The following is a 19900-nucleotide window of genomic DNA, read 5'->3' as shown; positions in this document are numbered from 1 at the left end:
TCATGGTTGGCATGATAAGATGATACCATGAATTTACAAAGGAGAAGACTATGAATCACTATACTGGATATGAATTACTGTGGCTCTTTTTTATTTATTCTTTTGGTGGCTGGGTATTGGAAACGATATCGGCAACTTTGAAGCAGAGAAAGTTTGCTAACCGAGGTCTGGTAAATGGACCGTTCTGTGTGCTCTATGGTCTGACTGCAATTGCGATGACAGTGGGATTACAGGAACTTCGGGGAATCTGGCTATTTATCTTTGCAACGGTCTATGCAACAGTTGCAGAATGGGTCAGTGGACATCTGATCGAAAAAGCATTCAAGGCAAGATGGTGGGATTATTCAAATATCAAATGGAATCTGGATGGATATATTTGTCTTCCGGCTTCACTATTTTGGGGTGTGCTCGGTTATCTGGCAGTGAGATGGTGCAATGGAATCACGTTGATTTTATTACATATTCTGCCGAAGCTTCTGATGCATATTGTGCTGCTGACATTGATCGGTGTACTTTTTGTGGATATCTTTGGTTCCTTTATGCTTCTTACCGGAAAGAGTAAGAAGCCGGAGCGCTGGATCGCAACGGATGCCGGGATGGATAAGATCAGCACAAAAATTGCGGGAAAGATTGCCGGAAGTCTGGAAAAGCGTCTGAAAAAAGCATATCCAAAGGCAAGAAAAATTGAAGAGGAAATCCGGGAAGAGAACGAAGAAAAGGTATTTGCAAAAGGGTGCGGCTTTTATAAGATCGTGATGCTGTTTATGATCGGTGCTTTTCTGGGAGATATCACAGAAACGATTTTCTGTCGTGTGACGGCTGGAGTATGGATGAGCAGAAGCAGTGTGGTCTGGGGACCGTTCAGCATTGTCTGGGGGCTTGCAATTGCGCTTGTCACAGCACTTTTGTACAAATATAAGGATAAAGGGGATCGTTTTCTTTTCCTTACAGGAACATTGCTTGGTGGTGCTTATGAGTATTTCTGCAGTGTGTTTACGGAACTTGTATTTGGAAAAGTGTTCTGGGATTACAGTAAGATCCCGTTTAACCTGGGAGGTCGAATCAATCTGCTCTACTGCTTTTTCTGGGGAATTGCTGCGGTTGTGTGGTTTAAAATATTATTTCCACCTGTGGAAAAATGGATTGAAAAAATACCGGCAGTTGCAGGAAAGATTCTGACCTGGGTTTTACTGGGATTTATGGTTTGCAACATTCTGGTATCCTGTGTGGCACTGGTAAGATATGATGAGAGAGGAAATGGTGTGCAGGCGACAAATGCCGTCCAGAAGTGGGCGGATGCACATTATGATGACGCAAAGATGAAGAAAATCTATCCAAATGCGAAGGGGATAAATTAGAAAAAAAGCGGGAACATATTGACAAAATTCTATATGAAGAGTAAGATGTAGTTAGAAAACCGGTGTGAGAAATAGATTGCACCGGTTAAAAAATGAAAAATATATAGAAATATTTCTATATTTCTATGGGAAGGGAGAGAGAATGAAAATCATAAAAAACGGATGGGATTTCTTTCAGAACCAGATTCTTGGAATGCACTGGCTGAAAGATCTGATCGGAAAACTTCTTGTTAAAGCCGGATTGGGAGAGGGGAGGTTTCCAGGAGAATTTCTTCACTTTTTCCTGTATGATATCATAAAAATTTTTGTGCTGCTTGCGGTGCTGATCTTTGTGATATCCTATATTCAAAGCTATTTTCCGCCAGAGAAAAGCAGAAAGATTATGGGAAGCTTTCATGGAATCTGGGCGAATCTGATCGGAGCACTTCTCGGAACAGTGACTCCGTTCTGCTCCTGCTCATCGATTCCGATCTTTATGGGATTCACCAGTGCGGGATTGCCGCTGGGAGTTACTTTCTCGTTTCTGATTTCATCTCCGATGGTGGATCTGGGATCTCTGATTCTTCTGATGAGTGTCTTTGGAGGGAAGATCGCATTTGCTTATGTGATTGTTGGACTTGTCATAGCTGTTATAGGGGGAACGATCATTGAGCAGCTGCATATGGAAGACCAGGTAGCAGATTTTATCCGGCAGGCGCCGAATGTGGAGGTAGCTTCGCCGTCGCTTACAATAGCAGACCGTATGGATTATGCAAAAAATCAGGTTGTGGCTACCGTCAAAAAGGTAGCTCCGTATATCGTTGTCGGAGTCATCATCGGGGCAGCTATCCACAATCTGATCCCAGAGCATATCGTCCGAAGCATTCTTGGAAAACAGACCTGGTACGCCGTGCCACTGGCGACAGCAGTAGGCGTTCCCATGTATGCGGATATTTTCGGAACCATCCCGGTTGCAGAAAGCCTGCTGGCAAAAGGTGCAGGACTTGGAACGATTCTTTCGTTTATGATGGCAGTGACAACCCTTTCACTTCCATCTATGGTAATGCTGTCAAAAGCGATCAAGAAAAAACTGCTCGGAACATTCATCGGGATTGTCTGTATCGGAATCATCATTGTGGGGTATGGGTTTAATGTGATAATATAGGGTAGCAAACTCATATGCCGTTCGTGCTTGCACGAAAAGGCATATGAATTTGCTACCCGCCGGACATGAGGAAGGAGCGATTTACGAAGGAAATCAGCGGATTCCGAGTGGACGAAGGATTGCGGGAGCAGCAATGCTGCGGAGCAATCCGTAATATTATCAAAGTAGTGGGGCGAATTTAAATATCATTCGTGCTTGCACGAAAAGACATATGAATTTGCTACCCGCCGGACATGAGGAAGGAGCGATTTACGAAGGAAATGCAGATAGACTATGAAAAATATGCCCGTATATTCAAAGTGATGTCGGATCCGAAACGCCTGAAGATCATCGACATGTTATCCGAAGGAGAATTATGTGCCTGTAAGATCCTGGAGGAATTTCATATTACACAGCCGACCTTATCGCATGATATGAAGCTGATGTGTGATCTGGGAATCGTAAAGGCGCGCAAAGAAGGAAAATGGATGCAGTATTCTCTGGACATAGACGTAATGAATGAGGTTTATAAGACAGTGGGGCATCTGATGATTCCGGGAGATTATGCCGGACTTTTAAATTGCAATTGTAATACGGAAAAGGAGAAAATGAATCATGAGTAAAATTAAATTATATTTTCTGACAGGGTTCTTAGGAGCTGGGAAAACGACAATCTTGAGAAATCTGCTTGAAAACATGGAAGGAACAAAGGTTGGGGTAATCCAGAATGAACTGGGAAAGATCAGTATTGACGGAACGGTGCTTCAGAATAATGATATCCAGATGATAGAATTGAACAGAGGCTCTATTTTTTGCAGTTGCCTTCGTTTATCCTTTGTGGATGCACTGACGCAGATGGCACAGAAAGGTCTGGAATATGTGTTTGTGGAAAGCTCTGGATTCGGGGACCCGTCTAATGCAGAAGAAATTCTTGCAGCCACAGAAGTAATGGCGCCTGGGGCATATGACTTCAGAGGATGCATCTGCCTGGTGGACTGTTATAATTTTCTGGATCAGATCGGGGATTCAGAGACAATTGACCGTCAACTTAAACACTGCAATCTTGCGGTTCTGACAAAGGTTGATCTGGTGGGTAGCGAGCAGATTGAACAGGTGAAAGACAAAGTGCGTGAAATTAATCCGGTATGCCCAATTACAGAGAGTGCGAATGGAAATATTGACCGTTCGTTTTATGATATGGATCTGATGCTGTACAAATGGGCAGAATGTGAGGATACTACGAATTCATCGAAAAATAAACCGAAAACATTTTCCATGGATTTTACGGGAGAGATCCAGAAGGAAAAGCTGGAAGCTTTCCTTGCAAAGATTGAACCGGATGTTTTCCGTGTAAAGGGATTCTTTAAAGTAGAAAAAGAAGGATGGGAAAAGGTTGACGTAGTTGGAAAAAAACGGGATTATGCACCTTACAAAGCCCAGCCGAAGTCTCAGCTTGTCTTTATTTCTAAAATCGGAATTGCACTGATCCGCGAAATCGCGGCAGCGTGGGAAGAATGTGTGGGACTTCCTATGAAACTGAATAATTAAATCTGGAGGCAGGATATGAATATAAAAGTAATCGGAAGTGGCTGTGAAAACTGTGATAAGACAAATGCGGTTGTGAAGGAGTGTCTTGAAGAACTCGGGATGGATACGGAAATCGAGAGAGTGACAGATCTGGTTGAGATCGTAAAGCTGGGAGTGATGACGGCTCCTTCTGTGATGATTGACGGGAAACTGGTTGTTGCAGGTCAGGTGCCATCGAAAAAACAGATGATGAAGATATTGAAAAAATGAGGTAAAAACAATGGCAAACAAATTTTATGATTTTGATGAACCGATCAATCGTATTGGCACAGATTCTTTCAAATGGGATTATGAAGGAGAATTTTGATTACAACTACCTTGGAATCGAAGCACTTATGGCTTGCTACAACGAGTGCGATTACTATGTAGACCAGCAGAATGAATATTTCTGGAAGAACATCGGTGTAGTAAGAGACTTCCTTGCAGAAAATATGCCAGAAGTTAAGATGATCGAACCAGAAGGAACTTATCTGCTGTGGATTGATTTCAGTGCATGGAATATGGAACAGGATGATCTGATGAATGCATTTGCAGAGGCTGGTGTGCGCCTGAACAGTGGAACAAACTACGGCGAATGCGGAAAAGGATTTGTTCGTCTGAACGTAGCAACACAGACAGCTGTATTAAAGAAAGGTCTGGACTGCATTAAAGTGGCGCGTGACAGACATATGGCATAACAGAAAGAAGGAGCAAAAGATAAAGCACCGGTTGCGATCGAACCATACTCACAGGGATGGTATACCGAAGATACAGTTTATGTATCCGGACAGCTTGGAATTGATATGACAACAGGACAGCTTGTTGAAGGGGTGGATTAGTGGAAGTAGAGTGTATTGCTTCAAGAAAATAGAGGTATTTAGTATGCCGGAATTTGAATATGGGGAACTTTATATTCACACGGACGAAGAAAATGAATGTAACCAGATTCTGGAAAAGTTATTGGAAAACGGACTGCTTGCTTTGAAATCCGTGTTGGAAAAAGAAAATGTAGAGACAGAAGGAATGCTTCTGAATGAAAAATATTTTCCATGTCGGTTCTCTGTCGCTTACGGAGCAGCCGGCAAGCGACACCACGCATTATGCGATTCGTCGAGCGAAAGAAAAAGGAAGTATTATTTCATATGATCCGAATTACAGAGCCTCCTTATGGAAGGATGAGGAAACTGCAAAGGAACAGATGCGAAATCTGATCCCTTACGTGGATATCATGAAAATTTCGGATGAAGAAACAAAATTATTAACCGATAAAGAAAGTCCGGAAGAAGCAGCAGAAATCAGAGGTTGTTTTTATCATCAGAAAATATCCTTTTTTCATTCACCTCATGGGAAAGAGCGTTCGGCGATGACCTCACAAATCCATCCTCTAAAACCCTGCCCGCATACTTTTCATGGTCATTCACTACCACTCCGATAATTCTTGAATTATTTCTCGCAAGCAAAATGCCAGCCATATTCGGGATATATCCTGACCTTTCAAGTTCCTGCTGGACGCGTTTTACCGTTTCATCTGAAATCTTTTCTGTTTTGCCGTGAATCACTTTTGAGACAGTAGCAGTACTAAGACCTGACGTATCTGCAACATCTACGATTCTAATCCTGTTCTGTGTCATTTCCATTCCTTCTTCTACGATATTATGATTATATGGTACCTTATAAAGGTGGAATTTACAAAGGTTAAGCGCATAACCCATTACAAAAATTGAGCTCGATTTTTGTGATATTTTACTATTATATTCTATATTTTCAGTAATCTGTGGGTTAATCAAAATTAAGTGACTCCAAAAATCAGTCCGAATAACGAAAAATGAAGTGAAAGGAATGATTGATATGGCAAGAAAAGATAATAAAGGCATAAATTTAAAAACAGGTGAATACAAGCGCCCGGATGGACGTTATGAGTATGGCTACAAGGATGAAATTACCGGAAAGCATAATTCAGTTTATGCAGCTAATCTGGCGAGTCTGCGAGAAAAGGAAAAGAAGATCAATAAGGATATGGATGATCTGCTTATTACAGATGCATCAGTCATTTTGTCTGGTATTGTAAAGCAGTGTCAGATTTGTCGTAAATGTCGTAAATTTGTGGTCACAAAATGATGAGAAATGGAGAGTGCTAAGAAAATGAACGCAGGCAGCGAAGCAACTGTGTTCATGAGTAAGTAGCGAAAGCGGATTGCGAATGTCCTATTTATATAACGTACACAAATGTAAATGGATATCTGATCCCGAATCTCACCTATAAATCCGGTGAGCAGATGGAGCAACTTGGCAAGTATGGTTTTCTTCGCAGAGATTATTCTCAGGAAATTGATTTATGTTTAAATGAAGGTGATGAGGTCGTGGATTACGATCTCATTATTATATGTGAACATGAAATAGCAGTAGGCAGAATGAAAGAGTTGGGGTAAAATAAGAACATAGATTTTGGAGATTTAAAGAAATCGTTTTGAGGTGTCAATCTGGAACTTCAAAATGGAAAAGTTGCGACAGTGTCGCAACAATTATCGAAAAGGAGGTTGCTTTGATGGAAAAAAAACATTCTGAAAAAGAAAAAACAAGTTTGGATTCACCGAGTCCAAAATTAAATAAAAGTATGATTGCTTACCATGAAACAGGAGATTTATTTGCTGATACATGTGAAATCGTGGAGAGTGCACAAAGTATTGCGTATGCGGCTGTCGATACAATTCTGGTTCAAAGAAACTGGTTGTTGGGAAAGCGAATTGCTATAGAGTGTCTGAATGAAAATGGAAAAGCGGACTATGGCAAAAAAACTATGAAAAAGCTATCATCAGAATTAAAAGAAAAATATGGCAAAGGCTTTGACTTTAGCAGTCTTTATAAATATGTGAAATTTCATCAGGAATTTCCTCAAATTTTGGACTCACTGCGTCCAAAGTCTGGGCGTCCCTTGTCATGGACGCATTATAGAATTTTGCTTCAGGAAACATCACCAGAGGCACGAGCATGGTATGCAAAAGAGGCACAGGAGCAAGCATGGTCAGTTCGGACTTTGCAACGGAATATTTCTTCACAGTATTATTACCGAATGCTTATGTCTCAAAATGCAGAACCTGTAGAAAAAGAAATGAAAGAACTGACTGCTTCTTATCAGGCTGATAAGCTGGAATTTATCAAAAATCCAGTAATAGCAGAATTTCTTGGACTATCTTCTAATACAGATTTTACGGAAAGTGAATTGGAGCAGAGAATTATCACGCATATTCAAAAATTTCTCATGGAATTGGGGAAAGGGTATGCGTTTGTAGCGAGACAACAGCATATTCGAACTGAAAAAGAAGATTATTATATTGATCTTGTTTTTTACAATTACATTTTGAAGTGTTTTGTATTGATTGATTTAAAAACGTCGAAAATCACACATCAGGATGTGGGACAGATGGATATGTATATTCGTATGTATGATGAAATGAAACAAAATGAAGGGGATAATCCGACATTAGGGATTATTTTATGTTCCGATACAGATGAAGATATTGCGAAATATTCTATATTGCATGGGCACGAACAATTATTTGCATCTAAATATAAAACCTACCTTCCATCAGAAGAACAACTTCGAGAAGAGATTGAAATTCAGAAGAGATTTTATTATTTACAAAAAGAAGAAGACAAAGAAAATAAAGATTATTAAAATATGAGTAGAGAAAGACGTGAGTCATAGAAATGTGGCTTGCGTCTTTTTCTGTCTGGAAAGGAAGTGAGATAGAATGGAACAGGTCTTTCGTGTAGAACGAAACAAGAATTTTACGGTAATGAGCAACCATCATTTCAAGAACAAAGATTTGTCATTAAAGGCAAAGGGACTGCTATCTCTGATGTTAAGTCTGCCAGAGGACTGGAATTACAGATGCAGGGGCTGGCATCTTTGAGCCGAGATGGAATTGATTCTGTAAGGTCAGCAATTAAAGAATTGGAATATTACGGGTATGTGGAGCGAAATATGATCAGAAATGAATATGGGCTTTTTACGGATAAGGAGTATATTATCTGGGAGATTCCAATCGGGCAGGAAAATGATGTTATCAAATATGAATTATAAAATAACCAGTAAATAAACTATCCATCTTATCAATTCATGTAAGTATTAATAGGATTTGCTTACATGAATTTGATCGAGCATTGGGGAAGCGGCATTCCAAGAATTATAGACAAAGTAAAAGCTTCCGGACTGCAGGAGCCGGAGTTTATTGGTGGCGAAGTGGATTTGCGTATCAATATTTATCGAGGTCAGGTTGATACCAATAACGCCAATAGCACTAAAAATGGCGCTAATGGCGTTAAATGTGGCGCCGATGATGGCACTAATGGCACTGAAGTGCCGCTTAATAAGGAACAGACGCAGATAGAAAAATCGTTGCAGATTATAGAGAATTTTCACCATTTTGCATTGCTCGTAGCGTTCACAAAATTTTCACAAAAGAATTAGCACTCACCTCTTGACAGTGCTAATAATAAGTGTTATATTACAGCTAGAACAAAGGAAGGGGAACAAAAAGAGATAATAAAGATTCCACCGACCGGTGTTTGAGATGACAACAACACTTCAGAGTAAATCCGAATGTGCTAAATAAATTAATAAATGTCTTTTGAAAGGAGATATGACTTATGTTAATGCCTAGTATTTTTGGAGAGAACTTATTGGATGATTTCTTTGGAGAACCATTTGGAGGATATGATTACAGTGAATCCGGACTTATGACAACGGATGTAAAAGATACCGATAAAGGCTATGAAGTAACGATGAACATGCCTGGAGTTAAAAAAGAAGATGTAAAAGCAGAACTGAAAGATGGTTATCTGACAGTCAGTGCTGAGACGAACACGAAGAAAGATGAAAAAGCTGAAGATGGCAAGTACATCCGCCGTGAACGTTACAGTGGATCCTGCAGCAGGAGCTTTTATGTAGGCGACGGTGTCAAACAGGAAGACATCAAAGCAAAATTTGAAGACGGTACATTGAAACTGTTCGTACCGAAAGAAGCAGCAAAACCTGCTGTAGAACAGAAGAAATACATTTCCATTGAGGGATAATCAGAATGCGGATTGTAAGCGTCCGGTTACAAGGCTGCCAGATGAGGCAGCCGCTTAAAAAGAAAGTTAGTTAAATTCAGATAGATTTATAAGGAGGAACGACTTATGTTAATGCCTAGTATTTTTAATGATAACTTATTTGATGATTTCTTTGATTTTCCATTTTATGATGATAAAGCAGATCGTAAGATCCAGAGAAAACTGTATGGACATCATGCAGGCAATCTGATGAAGACAGATATCAAAGAGAAAAAAGATGGTTATGAACTGGAGATCGATCTTCCGGGATTCAAGAAAGATGAAGTTACAGCAGAACTGAATGACGGATATCTGACAGTCAGCGCTGCCAAAGGACTGGATCAGGATGAGCAGGAGAAAGAAACTGGTAAGTATATCCGTCGTGAACGTTACGCAGGAGCCTGCCAGAGAAGTTATTATGTAGGTGAAGATATCACGGAAGAAGATATCAAGGCTGAGTTTAAGCATGGTATCCTGAAACTCTTTGTCCCGAAGAAAGAAGTAAAACCGGCAGTAGAAGAGAAGAAATACATCAGTATCGAAGGATAATGACAACACGTTAAAAACTTTCAAATACACCATATGATGAGGGCAGCATACAGGAGCAAAATCCTGTATGCTGCCCTTTTTGCCATCTATATAAATGGAAATTTGAGAAAGTCTGGATAGTATAATGAAGTTAGGATTTGATCTGTATTTTGAGATGTGGAAAAAGGGAGAAATATCTATCAGAAAAGCTGTATAGTAGTGGTGAATCGAAAAATAAAATCTGAGAGAGTTTTCGGATGTAGGAATCGGAGAATTACAGATAATGAAAAATCAACCATGGGAAAGGGAATGTTTAGTGTTATGGCATGGACATTCCCTTTTCTGGACATTCTAATGTGCAAGTAATGCAGTCGGCAGAATTGGCAGAAAAAATATAGAAGTATAGAGAGCAGTTGTTTGAATATCTGGAATACTATAAACAGGACAGGGGATATTTGTTAAGTTTCAATTTTTAATAAAAATAAGAAGCGCGGAATCCAGAACTTGGAGTATCAAGGGAAAAGGATTTTGGAAGTAATTGTATAAGATATAAGGATAATAAGAGGAACATCTTGCTGGCATCGGCAAGCTGTATTATAGAAAAAGCCCTGCTTTATGCAAGGCTTTTGAAGTATGAGAAAGATTTTCATTTACCAGATTCCAAGCACATGCTGCATGGAAAGACTGGCGATCGTGATACCGATCCAACAGCAGAAACCAAGAGCGAGTGGCTTGCCGCCGGTTTTGATCAGCTTGATGATATTCGTATTCAGACCGACTGCACTCATGGCGAGGACGATGAAGAACTTGCTGAGTGTCTTCAGTGGAGTAAATACATCTGCGGATACGCCGGCTGAAGTTGCGATCGTTGTGATCACGGAAGCGAGAACAAAGTAGAGGATGAACATCGGGAAAATCTTTTTAAATTCCACTTTCTTTCCTTCGGCTTTGGAGCTGCGTGTCCGGATAAATGCGAGAACCAGTGTGATCGGGATGATCGCGAGCGTTCTGGTAAGTTTGACCGTAACTGCCTTATCCAGTGTGGCAGAACCGAGAGCGTAGAGCGAATCCCAGGTGGAAGCCGCTGCAGTTACGGAAGAGGTATCGTTGATCGCAGTTCCGGCAAAGATACCGAAGGCTTCCCCGCTTTTGGTTGAAAATCCAAGCAGTGCACCAAGTGACGGGAAGAACAGTGCGGCGAGCATGTTGAAAAAGAAGATAACAGAGATTGCCTGTGCAACTTCTTCATCATCCGCATCAATGACCGGTGCTGTTGCGGCAATTGCAGAGCCTCCGCAGATGGAAGATCCGACACCGACCAGTGTGGAAATATTTCCCGGTACATGCATAACTTTATGTAACAGATATGCAATGATCAGGGACGTTGAAATCGTCGTTACGATAATTGGCAGTGACTGTTTTCCGGTTTCCAGAATCACGGAGAGATTCAGTCCGAAACCGAGAAGGATTACAGCGTACTGAAGAACCTTCTTTGACACAAAAGTAATACCGTCCTGAAACATGGATTTGTTTTTTAATAATAAAGTAATGATCATTCCGGCAAGGATACCGAATACTGGTCCGCCGATGATTGGAAATGTCTGTCCGAGGACCCAGCATGGAACGGCGATGACCAGACAAAGTAAGATGCCTTTCCAGCTTTTTGTTATAAAATTCATAGAAATACCCCTTTCAAGTGAAATAAATAAGTTACTCTCATAACAATCTGTCCTATCATAGCATAAAAACAGCAGAATAAAAAGATAAAGGAAGGAAAATTCCCAAAGTAATTTGAGAATAAGGTGGAAATAACAAAAGATTCCCGATATAATAACAATATATGATTTTGGGGATAAGGAGGTAAAGTGTGATAAAACGGGGAATCCGGACATTGCACAAAAGAAAGTGATGCATACACTGAAAAAATTTGTAAAATATTATGCGCCGTACAGGACAGTATTCTTTCTGGATCTGATCTGTGCGGCGATCATCAGTCTGGTGGATCTTGCATTTCCACAGATTTTAAGAACACTGACAAAGACTTTATTTACAGAGGATCCATCACAGATCCTTGGAGCACTTCTGCCGATCGGACTGGCTTTGCTTGTGATGTATATCATACAGACATTTTGTAAATATTATGTCAGTTATCAGGGTCATATGATGGGGGCACATATGGAACGGGATATGCGCCAGAAGTTATTTGATCATTATGAGAGACTTTCTTTTTCTTATTATGACCAGAATAATTCCGGACAGATGATGAGCAAGCTGGTTTCGGATCTGTTTGATATTTCCGAGTTTGCGCACCATGGACCGGAGAATTTATTTATATCCGTAATTAAAATCGTTGGTTCGTTTACATTTTTGTTTCTTATTAACTGGAGACTGGCGATTCCGCTGCTTGTGATGGTTGTATTTATGCTGATCTTTTCTTATAAACAGAACCGTCAGATGCAGGAGACTTTTATGGACAACCGGAGAAAGATCGGGGATGTCAATTCCAGTCTGCAGGATACACTTGCGGGAATCCGTGTGGTGCAGTCTTTTGCAAATGAAAAGATTGAACGGGAGAAATTCGAGAAAAGCAATGAAGGATTTCTGGTATCCAAGGATGCAAACTATCATTGTATGGGAAGCTTTATGAGTGGCAATCTTTTCTTCCAGGGAATGATGTATCTGATCACATTAGTGTTCGGCGGATGGCTGATCGCACATGGGAAAATGGAAGCTGCCGATCTTGCCATGTATGCGCTTTACATCGGAATTTTTATCAGCCCGATCCAGATTCTTGTGGAGCTTACCGAGATGATGCAGAAAGGTCTTTCCGGTTTCCGGCGCTTTCTGGATGTTGTGGAGACGGAGCCGGAGATTGTAAATGCACCGGATGCAGAGCCACTTGAAAATGTAAAGGGTGAAGTGGAATATAAAAATGTTTCTTTCCATTACAGTGATGATGATACGCCGGTACTGGATCGGGTATCTTTTAAGATCCCGGCTGGCAGATCCATTGCCCTTGTGGGACCGTCGGGAAGTGGAAAGACGACGATCTGTTCCCTGCTTCCAAGATTTTATGATGTGACCGGAGGTGTGATCACAATCGATGGGCAGGATGTAAGAAAGCTGACACTGGAAAGTCTGAGAAGTCAGATCGGGCTGGTACAGCAGGATGTCTATCTGTTCTGTGGATCAATCAGGGAAAATATTGCTTATGGAAAACCGGGGGCATCGATGGAAGAAATTATCGATGCGGCGAAGAAGGCAAATATCCATGAATTTATCATGTCCCTGCCGGATGGATATGAAAGCTTTGTAGGAGAACGAGGAACCCGTCTGTCGGGGGGACAGAAGCAGAGGATTTCGATTGCAAGAGTATTTCTTAAGAATCCGCCGATATTGATTCTGGACGAGGCGACCAGTGCGCTTGACAATGAGAGTGAGCGCTGGATCCAGCAGAGCCTGGAAGAGCTTGCGAAGAACCGGACCACGATCACGATCGCACACCGGCTTTCTACGATCCGCAATGCGGATGAGATTCTTGTGGTTGCAAATAATGGAATCGCTGAACGGGGAAATCATGATGAATTGCTTGAGCAGGGTGGAATTTATGCGCATTATTATGAGATGTCATGATGTTGGTGTCAAAAGGTATTTTGACACCTTTGATACAAGATTGCTACGTGCTTTGCACTCTCGCAATCCTCAAAAACATGAGTAAGTGAGGAAATCAAAATAAGTAAACAAAAAAGCTTCTTTTCAGAAAAACAGGAGGGCCGTTTCTGAAAAAGAAGCTTTTTATATCGTAAAATTGTAAGCAGTGTGTGCTGGTCTATATTTGCAAAACATTACACAGCTTAATCACACATATGGCAGGCTGCGCATGCAGACGGTGTCGTTGCGCATCCGCCGAGAGCTGTCTCCCGAAGCTCTGCCGGAAGACGCTTTCCTACAGTGTACACCGCTTCCAGCATTTCATCGAATGGAATCAGCTGGCGTACTCCGGAAAGGGCGATCTCTGCAGCGATCGTTGCATTTGCCACACCGGCAGCATTACGGTTCTGGCAAGGATATTCGACCAGACCGCCGACCGGATCGCAGACCAGACCGAGCATATTCATAAGAACAGTGGATGCTGCGGCAAGGGATTGTTCCGGGGATCCGCCCATCAGTTCAACGGTTGCAGATGCCGCCATTGCAGATGCGATTCCGACTTCTGCCTGACATCCGCCGACTGCTCCGGCGACAGTTGCATTGCGCATAGCAAGATAACCGATCGCGCTGGCATTATAAAGTCCCTGCTTGATCTGTTCATCGGAAAGCTCATAGGTTTCCAGGAGGGCAAGCAGAAGTCCCGGAACGATACCGGCAGATCCGGCAGTCGGGGAAGCTACGATCACACCCATGGAAGCATTGGTTTCCAGAGTTGCCATCGCGTAAATGACAGCTCGTTCCAGAAGATCCCCGCAAAGACCTTTTCCGGCATCCTTGTGATCTGAGATTTTTTTAGCTTCGCCACCGATCAGTCCGCCCATGGATTTGACCGGGGTATGGATCGGAGTAGAAGCGGCTGATTTCATGATCTCAAGAACACGGTCCATTTTGCGGTCTGTCTCTTCCGGATCCTGTTCTCCTTCTGTGAGTTCTCTCTGAAGCATCACAGCAGAAATTGAAAGGTTCTGTTCCTGACAGACTTTTAATAATTCTTTTGCATTTCTAAAATCCATAATCTGTATTCTCCTTCCAATTACATCTGAACAACCATAACGTTGTATACATTTTTGTTTCTTCTAATTGTATCTGCGATATCTTCCGGTACCAGATCATCGGATTCTACGATGGTATAAGCGGTATTTCCTTTGGATTCGCGGAACAGACGCATGAATGCGATATTGATTCCAAGTTCGCTGAGGCATTTGGTAATGTAAGCAACAACGCCCGGTGCATCTTTCTGGACGACGACGATCGAGCTGTATTCTCCGGTAAAATCGACCTCCACACCATTGATCCGGCACAGGCGGGCTTTTCCGCCACCGAGAGATTCTCCGCGGATCGTCATCTCCTGCCCTTCTTCATTTACCATCAGGATATCAACGGTATTCGGGTGCACGTCGGTTTCTACATTGTTCGGAATGAAAGAATATTCGATTCCGTTGTCTGTTGCGATCTGGAAGGAATCGCGGATGCGCACGTCATCGGTGGCAAACCCCATAATACCGCCGAGAAGAGCACGGTCCGTACCATGACCATGATAGGTTTTGGCAAAAGATCCATAAAGGGTAAATTCTACTTTTTTAAGAGAACCGGTGAGAAGCTTTCTTGCAAGCAGAGCGATTCTGGCAGCTCCAGCAGTATGGGAGCTGGATGGTCCGATCATATTCGGTCCCATGACATCAAAAACACTGATAAAGGACATAGTAAACCTCCTGTAAAATAATTGTTTCACGCACGTAAAAAGGATTGACGTCTTATTAGTTATATTGTACCATCAACTTATGAGTGAAACAAATTCATAGATTTTATGAAGATGTTGAAAAATTTTCATAATGGAGTCAGAAGATGGAATTACGTCAATTACAGACTTTTATACAGATTGCGCAGATGCAGAGCTTTTCCAGAACGGCAGAGATGCTGGGGTATTCGCAGTCGGCAGTGACGGTTCAGATCCGCCAGCTGGAAAACGAACTTGGGAAAAGGCTGTTCGACAGGACAGGAAAGAAAGTGGTGCTTACCCCGCAGGGGGAAGAATTTCTGGAGCATGCCAACCGGATCCTTTATGATGTTCATCAGGCGAAAGCATCCATGAATGATACGGATGAATTGAAAAACCCACTTCACATTGGGACGATCGAGTCTCTGTGTACGGTGAAATTTCCAAAGATCATAAGGAAATTCAGGGAACAGTATCCCAGGGTTTCTATCCGGATCACGGTAGATTCTCCGGAAAAGCTGATCCAGATGATGGAACATAATGAACTGGATATGATCTATATTCTGGATACACCAAGATGGGACAGCAACTGGATTAAGGTGATGGAGAAGGCAGAACCAGTTATGTTTGTGACATCAGTCAGTCACCGGCTGGCAAAAGAAAGAAATTTATTGCTTGATGATCTGCTGAAAGAGTCTTTTTATCTTACAGAGCGCAATGCCAATTACAGGCAGGCACTTGATGGTCAGCTGGCGTTAAGAAGAAAAGAGCTTTCTCCGATGCTGGAGATCAGTGATACTGCATTTATCAAAAAAATGCTGATGCGTGGGGGAGGCGTTTCATTCCTGCCACGTTTTGCAGTAGAAGATGATATTGAGAAAAAGAAACTCACACTTTTGGATGTGAAAGATATAGAAATTACGATGTATCGTCAGATTTTCTATCATAAAAATAAGTTCAAGACAAAAGAGATGGAGAAATTTGCAGAGTTTGCACTGGAGGACAACTAAGAGAAAATACGGCTATGGATAAGAAAAATACTGATTTTGGCTTGGATGTATTACGAAAATTTATCTGAAGAGCAGGGAGAGCATAATATTTTCTACGTCATCTTGCGAAGTCTCAAAAAAGGATTTATACTAAAAATTAGCAGAAAATCATAAGAGGAAAGAAGGAAATAAAAGATGGAAAATTTCACATTTTATGCACCGACTTATTTTGCTTTTGGTAAGGATACAGAAAATGATACCGGAAAGTATGTAAAACGTTTTGGCGGTAGCCGTGTACTGCTCCATTATGGCGGAGGTTCTGTCATTCGTTCCGGACTTTTGGACCGTGTTAAAAAATCTCTGGACGGGGAAGGAATTTCTTATGTAGAATTAGGAGGCGTAAAGCCAAATCCGAGAAGTGGTCTTGTATATGAGGGAATTGACCTGTGCCGGAAAGAAAAAGTAGATTTTGTATTGGCAGTCGGAGGCGGAAGTACAATTGATTCCGCAAAGGCAATTGCGGCAGGTGCAGTATACGATGGAGATTTCTGGGATTATTATGAAGGAAAGCTTGTCGAGGAAGCACTTCCGATCGGAACAGTTATTACGATTTCAGCTGCAGGAAGTGAAGGATCACCGGACTCTGTTATTACAAAAGAAGAAGGAATGTTCAAAAGAGGGGCAACCGGAGAAGCATTCCGTCCGAAATTCACGATCATGAACCCGGCACTTACACAGACACTTCCGGCATATCAGACAGCTTGCGGAATTACAGATATTATGGCACATCTGTATGAGCGTTATCTGACCAATACCGAAGAAGTAGAAGTGACAGACCGTATGATCGAAGGGCTTCTTCTGACGATGATCCATGAAGGACCGAGAGTCATTGCAGACCCGGATAATTATCAGGCAAGAGCAAACATCATGTGGGCAGGTATGATGGCACACAATAATTCCTGCGGAGTAGGACGTACACAGGACTGGACAAGCCATAACATCGAGCACGAATTATCTGCATTGTATGACTGCGCGCACGGTGCAGGGCTTGCGGTTGTTATGCCGGCTGTATTTACTTATACACTGGAACACAATGTGATGCGTTTTGCACAGGCTGCAGTCCGTGTCTGGGGCTGTCAGATGGATTTTGCAGATCCAAAGAGAACGGCACTGGAAGGAATTGAGGCACTTCGAAACTTTTTAATTTCGATTGGGATGCCAAAGAATTTTGCAGAGCTTGGAGCCAAAGAAGAAGATATTGAAAAGCTGGCACATACATGCTGTTATGGAGATGTAAATACTGGTACAGTGGAAGGATTTGCAACTCTTGATCAGAAAGATGTGGAAAATATTTATAAACTGATGGTATTTTAGAAAAAGAAATATCGTAAAACAGGAAATTTGGAAGAGGGAGTGCGTGACTTAAACTCAAGTCATACACTCCCTCTTTTTGAAACGTCTATTTTCCAACAGGCTATGCATTTTCATAAATCGGTTCGAAATCATCTGCGCCGTGTCCACAGAGCGGGCAGGTGAATTCTTCCGGAAGATTGCTTCCTTCGTATACATAATTGCAGATCTTACAGCGCCATCCGATAATCTTCTTATCCTCTTTTTTCTGTTCTGGTTTTGGCTTTACATGTGCCTGATAATCTGCGTAAGTCAGAGGCGGATTGTCACTTAAAAGTTTCGCATCGGTTACTTCAGCAATAAAAAGGGTATGTGTTCCAAGATCCTGTCTGGAAACTACCTTTGCGCTGAGAACAGAACATGTCTGCCATCCGAGGTAAGGAACTGCATTTTCATCTGCAGGTGCAGTGATATTTGCGAATTTATCAACATCTCTGCCGGACTGGAAACCGAAATGCCGGATCGTTTCAAAAGAGCAGGTCTGGTCAAGCAGGCTTAACGTAAAAATGCCGCTCTCTTTGATCAGATCACAGGTATAGTTGCTATTCAGCACAGAGATTGCGATCCGTACCGGATTATTCGCAACCTGGATGCAGGTGTTGGTAATACATCCGTTTACTACATTCCCAGAGCGTGTTGCAAGCATAAATACTCCATAAGATAAATTGTAAAGTGCTTTTTTATCCATATAACATTCCTCCTGACTTTCAAAACTTGATAATAAGAATCATTACTATAATTAAAGAATACATGATAAAAGAAAAATTGTCAATTATAAAATCAAGATTTCCGGAAAATCAGAATCACAAAAAATGTGATGATTTCTGATCCTAAGAAGGAAAGCCAGATTCCATTCAGCCCCAGAATCTGTGAGAACAGAATCGCGCAGAAAGCAATTGCGATAATGCCGCGCATAACAGAACCAAGGACGGCAGGACGTGCCCGGTCGATTGCGGAAAAATAGGCAACCAGCACAATATTGATTCCGGCGGCTAAAAAGCCAAGGAAATAAAGCCTAAGACCAGTATGGGCGTAAGCAAGCATCTGGAGATTGTGTTCGCTGTTAAAGATACTGATAAAGGTATCCGTAAATCCGTAGATCAGTGCAACGATCACAAGCTCGATCAGAAGTGCTGCTGCAAGGGACCAGTTGAGAAATTTACGGACGAGATCATGTTCGCCCTTTCCGTAGCTCTGGCTGATCAGCGGCTGTGCACCCTGGGCAAGTCCGTTTAGGATTGCCATTGCGACCAGTGAAATATTTGCAACTACGCCGTAGGCGGCAATTCCGATATTTCCGGCGATACGCAGGATCAGCATATTGAATATAATTGTAATGACAGCGGAGGAGATTTCCGCAAAAAATGCAGAGACTCCAAGCTGGCAGCATCTGATGATCCGGCGAAGAGAGGGCTTGCGCCAGTGAAATTCTACATGGTTATTCTTTCCAAGATAATGTGTCGAACATACCAGCATCGTCACAACCGGTGAAAGAGCGGTTGCAAGTGCAGCCCCCAGAAATCCAAGATTCAAAGGGAACATGAAAATATAGTCAAATAAAATATTAAAGAAGCTTCCGGAAATGGAACCGATCATGGCGATAGAGGTCGCATGGTCATTCCTCGCAAATGCCGTGAAGGTATAGTTTGACATAAAAAACGGGGTAAAGAGCAGGACGATACGCATATAATTACGTCCAAGCCGGATGAGCCCGGCATCTGCCCCTAAAAGTGCAAGTGCTTTATGCGGAATGAAGATTCCGGTGAGCATAAACGGAATGCTGCATATGAGACACCAGAAGATGGATTGGGTAAAATAGTAGTCCGAAGGTGCACCTTTGGCGGTACTGATACTGTAGCGTGTGGCAGAACCGATCCCGATCATCGAACCGATTGCGAAGATCAGTCCGAATACCGGAAGGATCAGATTCAGGGCAGCAAGTCCATCTGCGCCGCATTTGTAAGAGATAAAAAAGGTATCTGCCAGAATGTAGATGGAGACACCGATCATTCCGGAAATACTCTGGGAAATGTATTTTAAAAATTTATGAAACATGTTTTTGAATTCCTCGTCTTTCTTAAAGCCAGATTAAATGAAATAACCATCTGTACCAGCCTGGTAATAAGCGGACTCTGATATCTCCATATAAGAATAGCATAAACATACTGGTTTGTCGAAAAAATAATCTTGCAATTACTTCGTTAACGTGCTATAGTAAGTTTTGTAAAACCAAATAATGCTTCAGGGCGGGGCGAAATTCCCCACCGGCGGTAAAGCCCGCGAGCCGTAAGGCATGAACTGGTGAGATTCCAGTGCCGACAGTAAAGTCTGGATGGAAGAAGTTGAATCGTTGCTGATAGAAGCGGATTCTATCATATATGCAGGAATAAAAAGTAAAACGCTC

The 19900-nt window shown here is 42.0% G+C and carries 21 protein-coding genes, 5 pseudogenes and 1 riboswitch; of the genes and pseudogenes, 20 read left to right on the top strand and 6 right to left on the bottom strand.

Annotation, left to right across the window (positions count from 1 at the left end):
* Positions 1–50 precede the first annotated feature (50 nt).
* The 9 genes and pseudogenes from PG766_RS03545 to PG766_RS17065 all read left to right on the top strand — a co-directional run.
* Positions 51–1358, top strand: coding sequence for a putative ABC transporter permease (locus PG766_RS03545; RefSeq protein ID WP_118198523.1), 1308 nt, complete (start codon positions 51–53; stop codon positions 1356–1358).
* A 142-nt stretch (positions 1359–1500) separates the two neighbouring features.
* Positions 1501–2502 (top strand): permease, encoded by a 1002-nt coding sequence (locus PG766_RS03540; RefSeq protein WP_118198524.1) that lies wholly within the window; start codon positions 1501–1503, stop codon positions 2500–2502.
* A 260-nt stretch (positions 2503–2762) separates the two neighbouring features.
* Positions 2763–3104 carry an ArsR/SmtB family transcription factor gene (locus PG766_RS03535; RefSeq protein WP_117556838.1) on the top strand — a complete coding sequence of 114 codons (342 nt, stop codon included), beginning with the start codon at positions 2763–2765 and terminating at the stop codon, positions 3102–3104.
* Positions 3097–4029 carry a CobW family GTP-binding protein gene (locus tag PG766_RS03530; RefSeq protein ID WP_055158381.1) on the top strand — a complete coding sequence of 311 codons (933 nt, stop codon included), beginning with the start codon at positions 3097–3099 and terminating at the stop codon, positions 4027–4029. Before PG766_RS03535 ends, PG766_RS03530 begins: the two co-directional genes overlap by 8 nt.
* A gap of 15 nt (positions 4030–4044) precedes the next feature.
* Positions 4045–4278: a thioredoxin family protein gene (locus PG766_RS03525; protein ID WP_008374309.1), complete on the top strand. Its 234-nt coding sequence runs from the start codon at positions 4045–4047 to the stop codon at positions 4276–4278.
* A gap of 26 nt (positions 4279–4304) precedes the next feature.
* Entirely contained in the window at positions 4305–4745 is a 441-nt protein-coding gene (locus PG766_RS03520) for a hypothetical protein (RefSeq protein ID WP_207662340.1), read from the top strand.
* Positions 4746–4778: 33 nt separating this feature from the next.
* Positions 4779–4886, top strand: a pseudogene (locus PG766_RS03515) (Rid family hydrolase); the annotation flags it as partial.
* Between the two features lie 43 nt (positions 4887–4929).
* Complete coding sequence (locus PG766_RS03510; protein ID WP_243014353.1) at positions 4930–5193, top strand: hypothetical protein; 264 nt, start codon at positions 4930–4932, stop codon at positions 5191–5193.
* A pseudogene (locus PG766_RS17065) lies at positions 5108–5281 on the top strand (carbohydrate kinase); the annotation flags it as partial. The gene PG766_RS03510 and the pseudogene PG766_RS17065, both read left to right, overlap by 86 nt.
* A gap of 60 nt (positions 5282–5341) precedes the next feature.
* Here PG766_RS17065 and PG766_RS03500 read toward each other — a convergent pair.
* Positions 5342–5678, bottom strand: a pseudogene (locus tag PG766_RS03500) (LacI family DNA-binding transcriptional regulator); the annotation flags it as partial.
* A 217-nt stretch (positions 5679–5895) separates the two neighbouring features.
* Between PG766_RS03500 and PG766_RS03495 the strand changes: the two are divergent.
* The 8 genes and pseudogenes from PG766_RS03495 to PG766_RS03460 all read left to right on the top strand — a co-directional run bounded on the left by PG766_RS03495 (position 5896) and on the right by PG766_RS03460 (position 9690).
* Entirely contained in the window at positions 5896–6165 is a 270-nt protein-coding gene (locus tag PG766_RS03495; RefSeq protein WP_243014335.1) for an integrase DNA-binding domain-containing protein, read from the top strand.
* An 89-nt stretch (positions 6166–6254) separates the two neighbouring features.
* Positions 6255–6365: pseudogene (locus PG766_RS17060) on the top strand (TnpV protein); the annotation flags it as partial.
* A gap of 227 nt (positions 6366–6592) precedes the next feature.
* Positions 6593–7723 carry a PDDEXK nuclease domain-containing protein gene (locus PG766_RS03485; RefSeq protein ID WP_118198526.1) on the top strand — a complete coding sequence of 377 codons (1131 nt, stop codon included), beginning with the start codon at positions 6593–6595 and terminating at the stop codon, positions 7721–7723.
* Between the two features lie 76 nt (positions 7724–7799).
* Positions 7800–7961: a hypothetical protein gene (locus tag PG766_RS03480; protein ID WP_243014337.1), complete on the top strand. Its 162-nt coding sequence runs from the start codon at positions 7800–7802 to the stop codon at positions 7959–7961.
* Entirely contained in the window at positions 7958–8131 is a 174-nt protein-coding gene (locus tag PG766_RS03475) for a hypothetical protein (RefSeq protein WP_243014339.1), read from the top strand. The genes PG766_RS03480 and PG766_RS03475 overlap by 4 nt, the downstream gene beginning before the upstream one ends.
* Before the next feature lie 54 nt (positions 8132–8185).
* A pseudogene (locus PG766_RS17220) lies at positions 8186–8461 on the top strand (ATP-binding protein); the annotation flags it as partial.
* 236 nt (positions 8462–8697) lie between these two features.
* Positions 8698–9123, top strand: a complete 426-nt coding sequence (locus tag PG766_RS03465) for an Hsp20/alpha crystallin family protein (protein WP_008374340.1) — start codon at positions 8698–8700, stop codon at positions 9121–9123.
* Between the two features lie 105 nt (positions 9124–9228).
* Positions 9229–9690, top strand: a complete 462-nt coding sequence (locus tag PG766_RS03460; protein ID WP_008374342.1) for an Hsp20/alpha crystallin family protein — start codon at positions 9229–9231, stop codon at positions 9688–9690.
* 629 nt (positions 9691–10319) lie between these two features.
* Here the strand turns inward: PG766_RS03460 and PG766_RS03455 are convergent.
* A complete protein-coding gene (locus PG766_RS03455; RefSeq protein ID WP_118198527.1) occupies positions 10320–11348 on the bottom strand; it encodes a YeiH family protein in 1029 nt (342 codons plus the stop codon).
* Positions 11349–11577: 229 nt separating this feature from the next.
* Between PG766_RS03455 and PG766_RS03450 the strand changes: the two genes are divergently transcribed.
* Complete coding sequence (locus PG766_RS03450; RefSeq protein ID WP_118198528.1) at positions 11578–13302, top strand: ABC transporter ATP-binding protein; 1725 nt, start codon at positions 11578–11580, stop codon at positions 13300–13302.
* Positions 13303–13523: 221 nt separating this feature from the next.
* Here PG766_RS03450 and sdaAA read toward each other — a convergent pair whose 3' ends face one another.
* Both sdaAA and sdaAB read right to left on the bottom strand, forming a co-directional pair.
* On the bottom strand, positions 13524–14393 hold the full coding sequence (gene sdaAA / locus PG766_RS03445; RefSeq protein ID WP_118198529.1) for an L-serine ammonia-lyase, iron-sulfur-dependent, subunit alpha: 870 nt from the start codon (positions 14391–14393) through the stop codon (positions 13524–13526).
* 20 nt (positions 14394–14413) lie between these two features.
* On the bottom strand, positions 14414–15082 hold the full coding sequence (gene sdaAB / locus PG766_RS03440; protein ID WP_008374350.1) for an L-serine ammonia-lyase, iron-sulfur-dependent subunit beta: 669 nt from the start codon (positions 15080–15082) through the stop codon (positions 14414–14416).
* Positions 15083–15225: 143 nt separating this feature from the next.
* Here sdaAB and PG766_RS03435 point away from each other — a divergent pair, with 143 nt between their 5' ends.
* Entirely contained in the window at positions 15226–16107 is an 882-nt protein-coding gene (locus PG766_RS03435; protein WP_118198530.1) for a LysR family transcriptional regulator, read from the top strand.
* 174 nt (positions 16108–16281) lie between these two features.
* The gene (locus tag PG766_RS03430; protein WP_118198531.1) at positions 16282–17460 is read left to right on the top strand and encodes an iron-containing alcohol dehydrogenase; all 1179 of its coding nucleotides are present in this window, start codon (positions 16282–16284) and stop codon (positions 17458–17460) included.
* Between the two features lie 100 nt (positions 17461–17560).
* On the opposite strand, the gene PG766_RS03425 is transcribed toward PG766_RS03430, so the two are convergent.
* Complete coding sequence (locus tag PG766_RS03425) at positions 17561–18184, bottom strand: flavin reductase (protein ID WP_022220884.1); 624 nt, start codon at positions 18182–18184, stop codon at positions 17561–17563.
* A gap of 92 nt (positions 18185–18276) precedes the next feature.
* Positions 18277–19551 (bottom strand): MATE family efflux transporter, encoded by a 1275-nt coding sequence (locus PG766_RS03420; RefSeq protein WP_118198532.1) that lies wholly within the window; start codon positions 19549–19551, stop codon positions 18277–18279.
* Positions 19552–19729: 178 nt separating this feature from the next.
* A riboswitch (FMN riboswitch) is annotated at positions 19730–19844 on the top strand.
* Positions 19845–19900: the final 56 nt, after the last annotated feature.

Source organism: Coprococcus sp. LG101-27 (assembly GCF_027695515.1).
Classification (GTDB): Bacteria; Bacillota; Clostridia; order Lachnospirales; family Lachnospiraceae; genus Allocoprococcus; species Allocoprococcus comes.
Note: the sequence above shows the minus strand (reverse complement) of the source record. Positions and strands in the feature narration are given on the sequence as shown.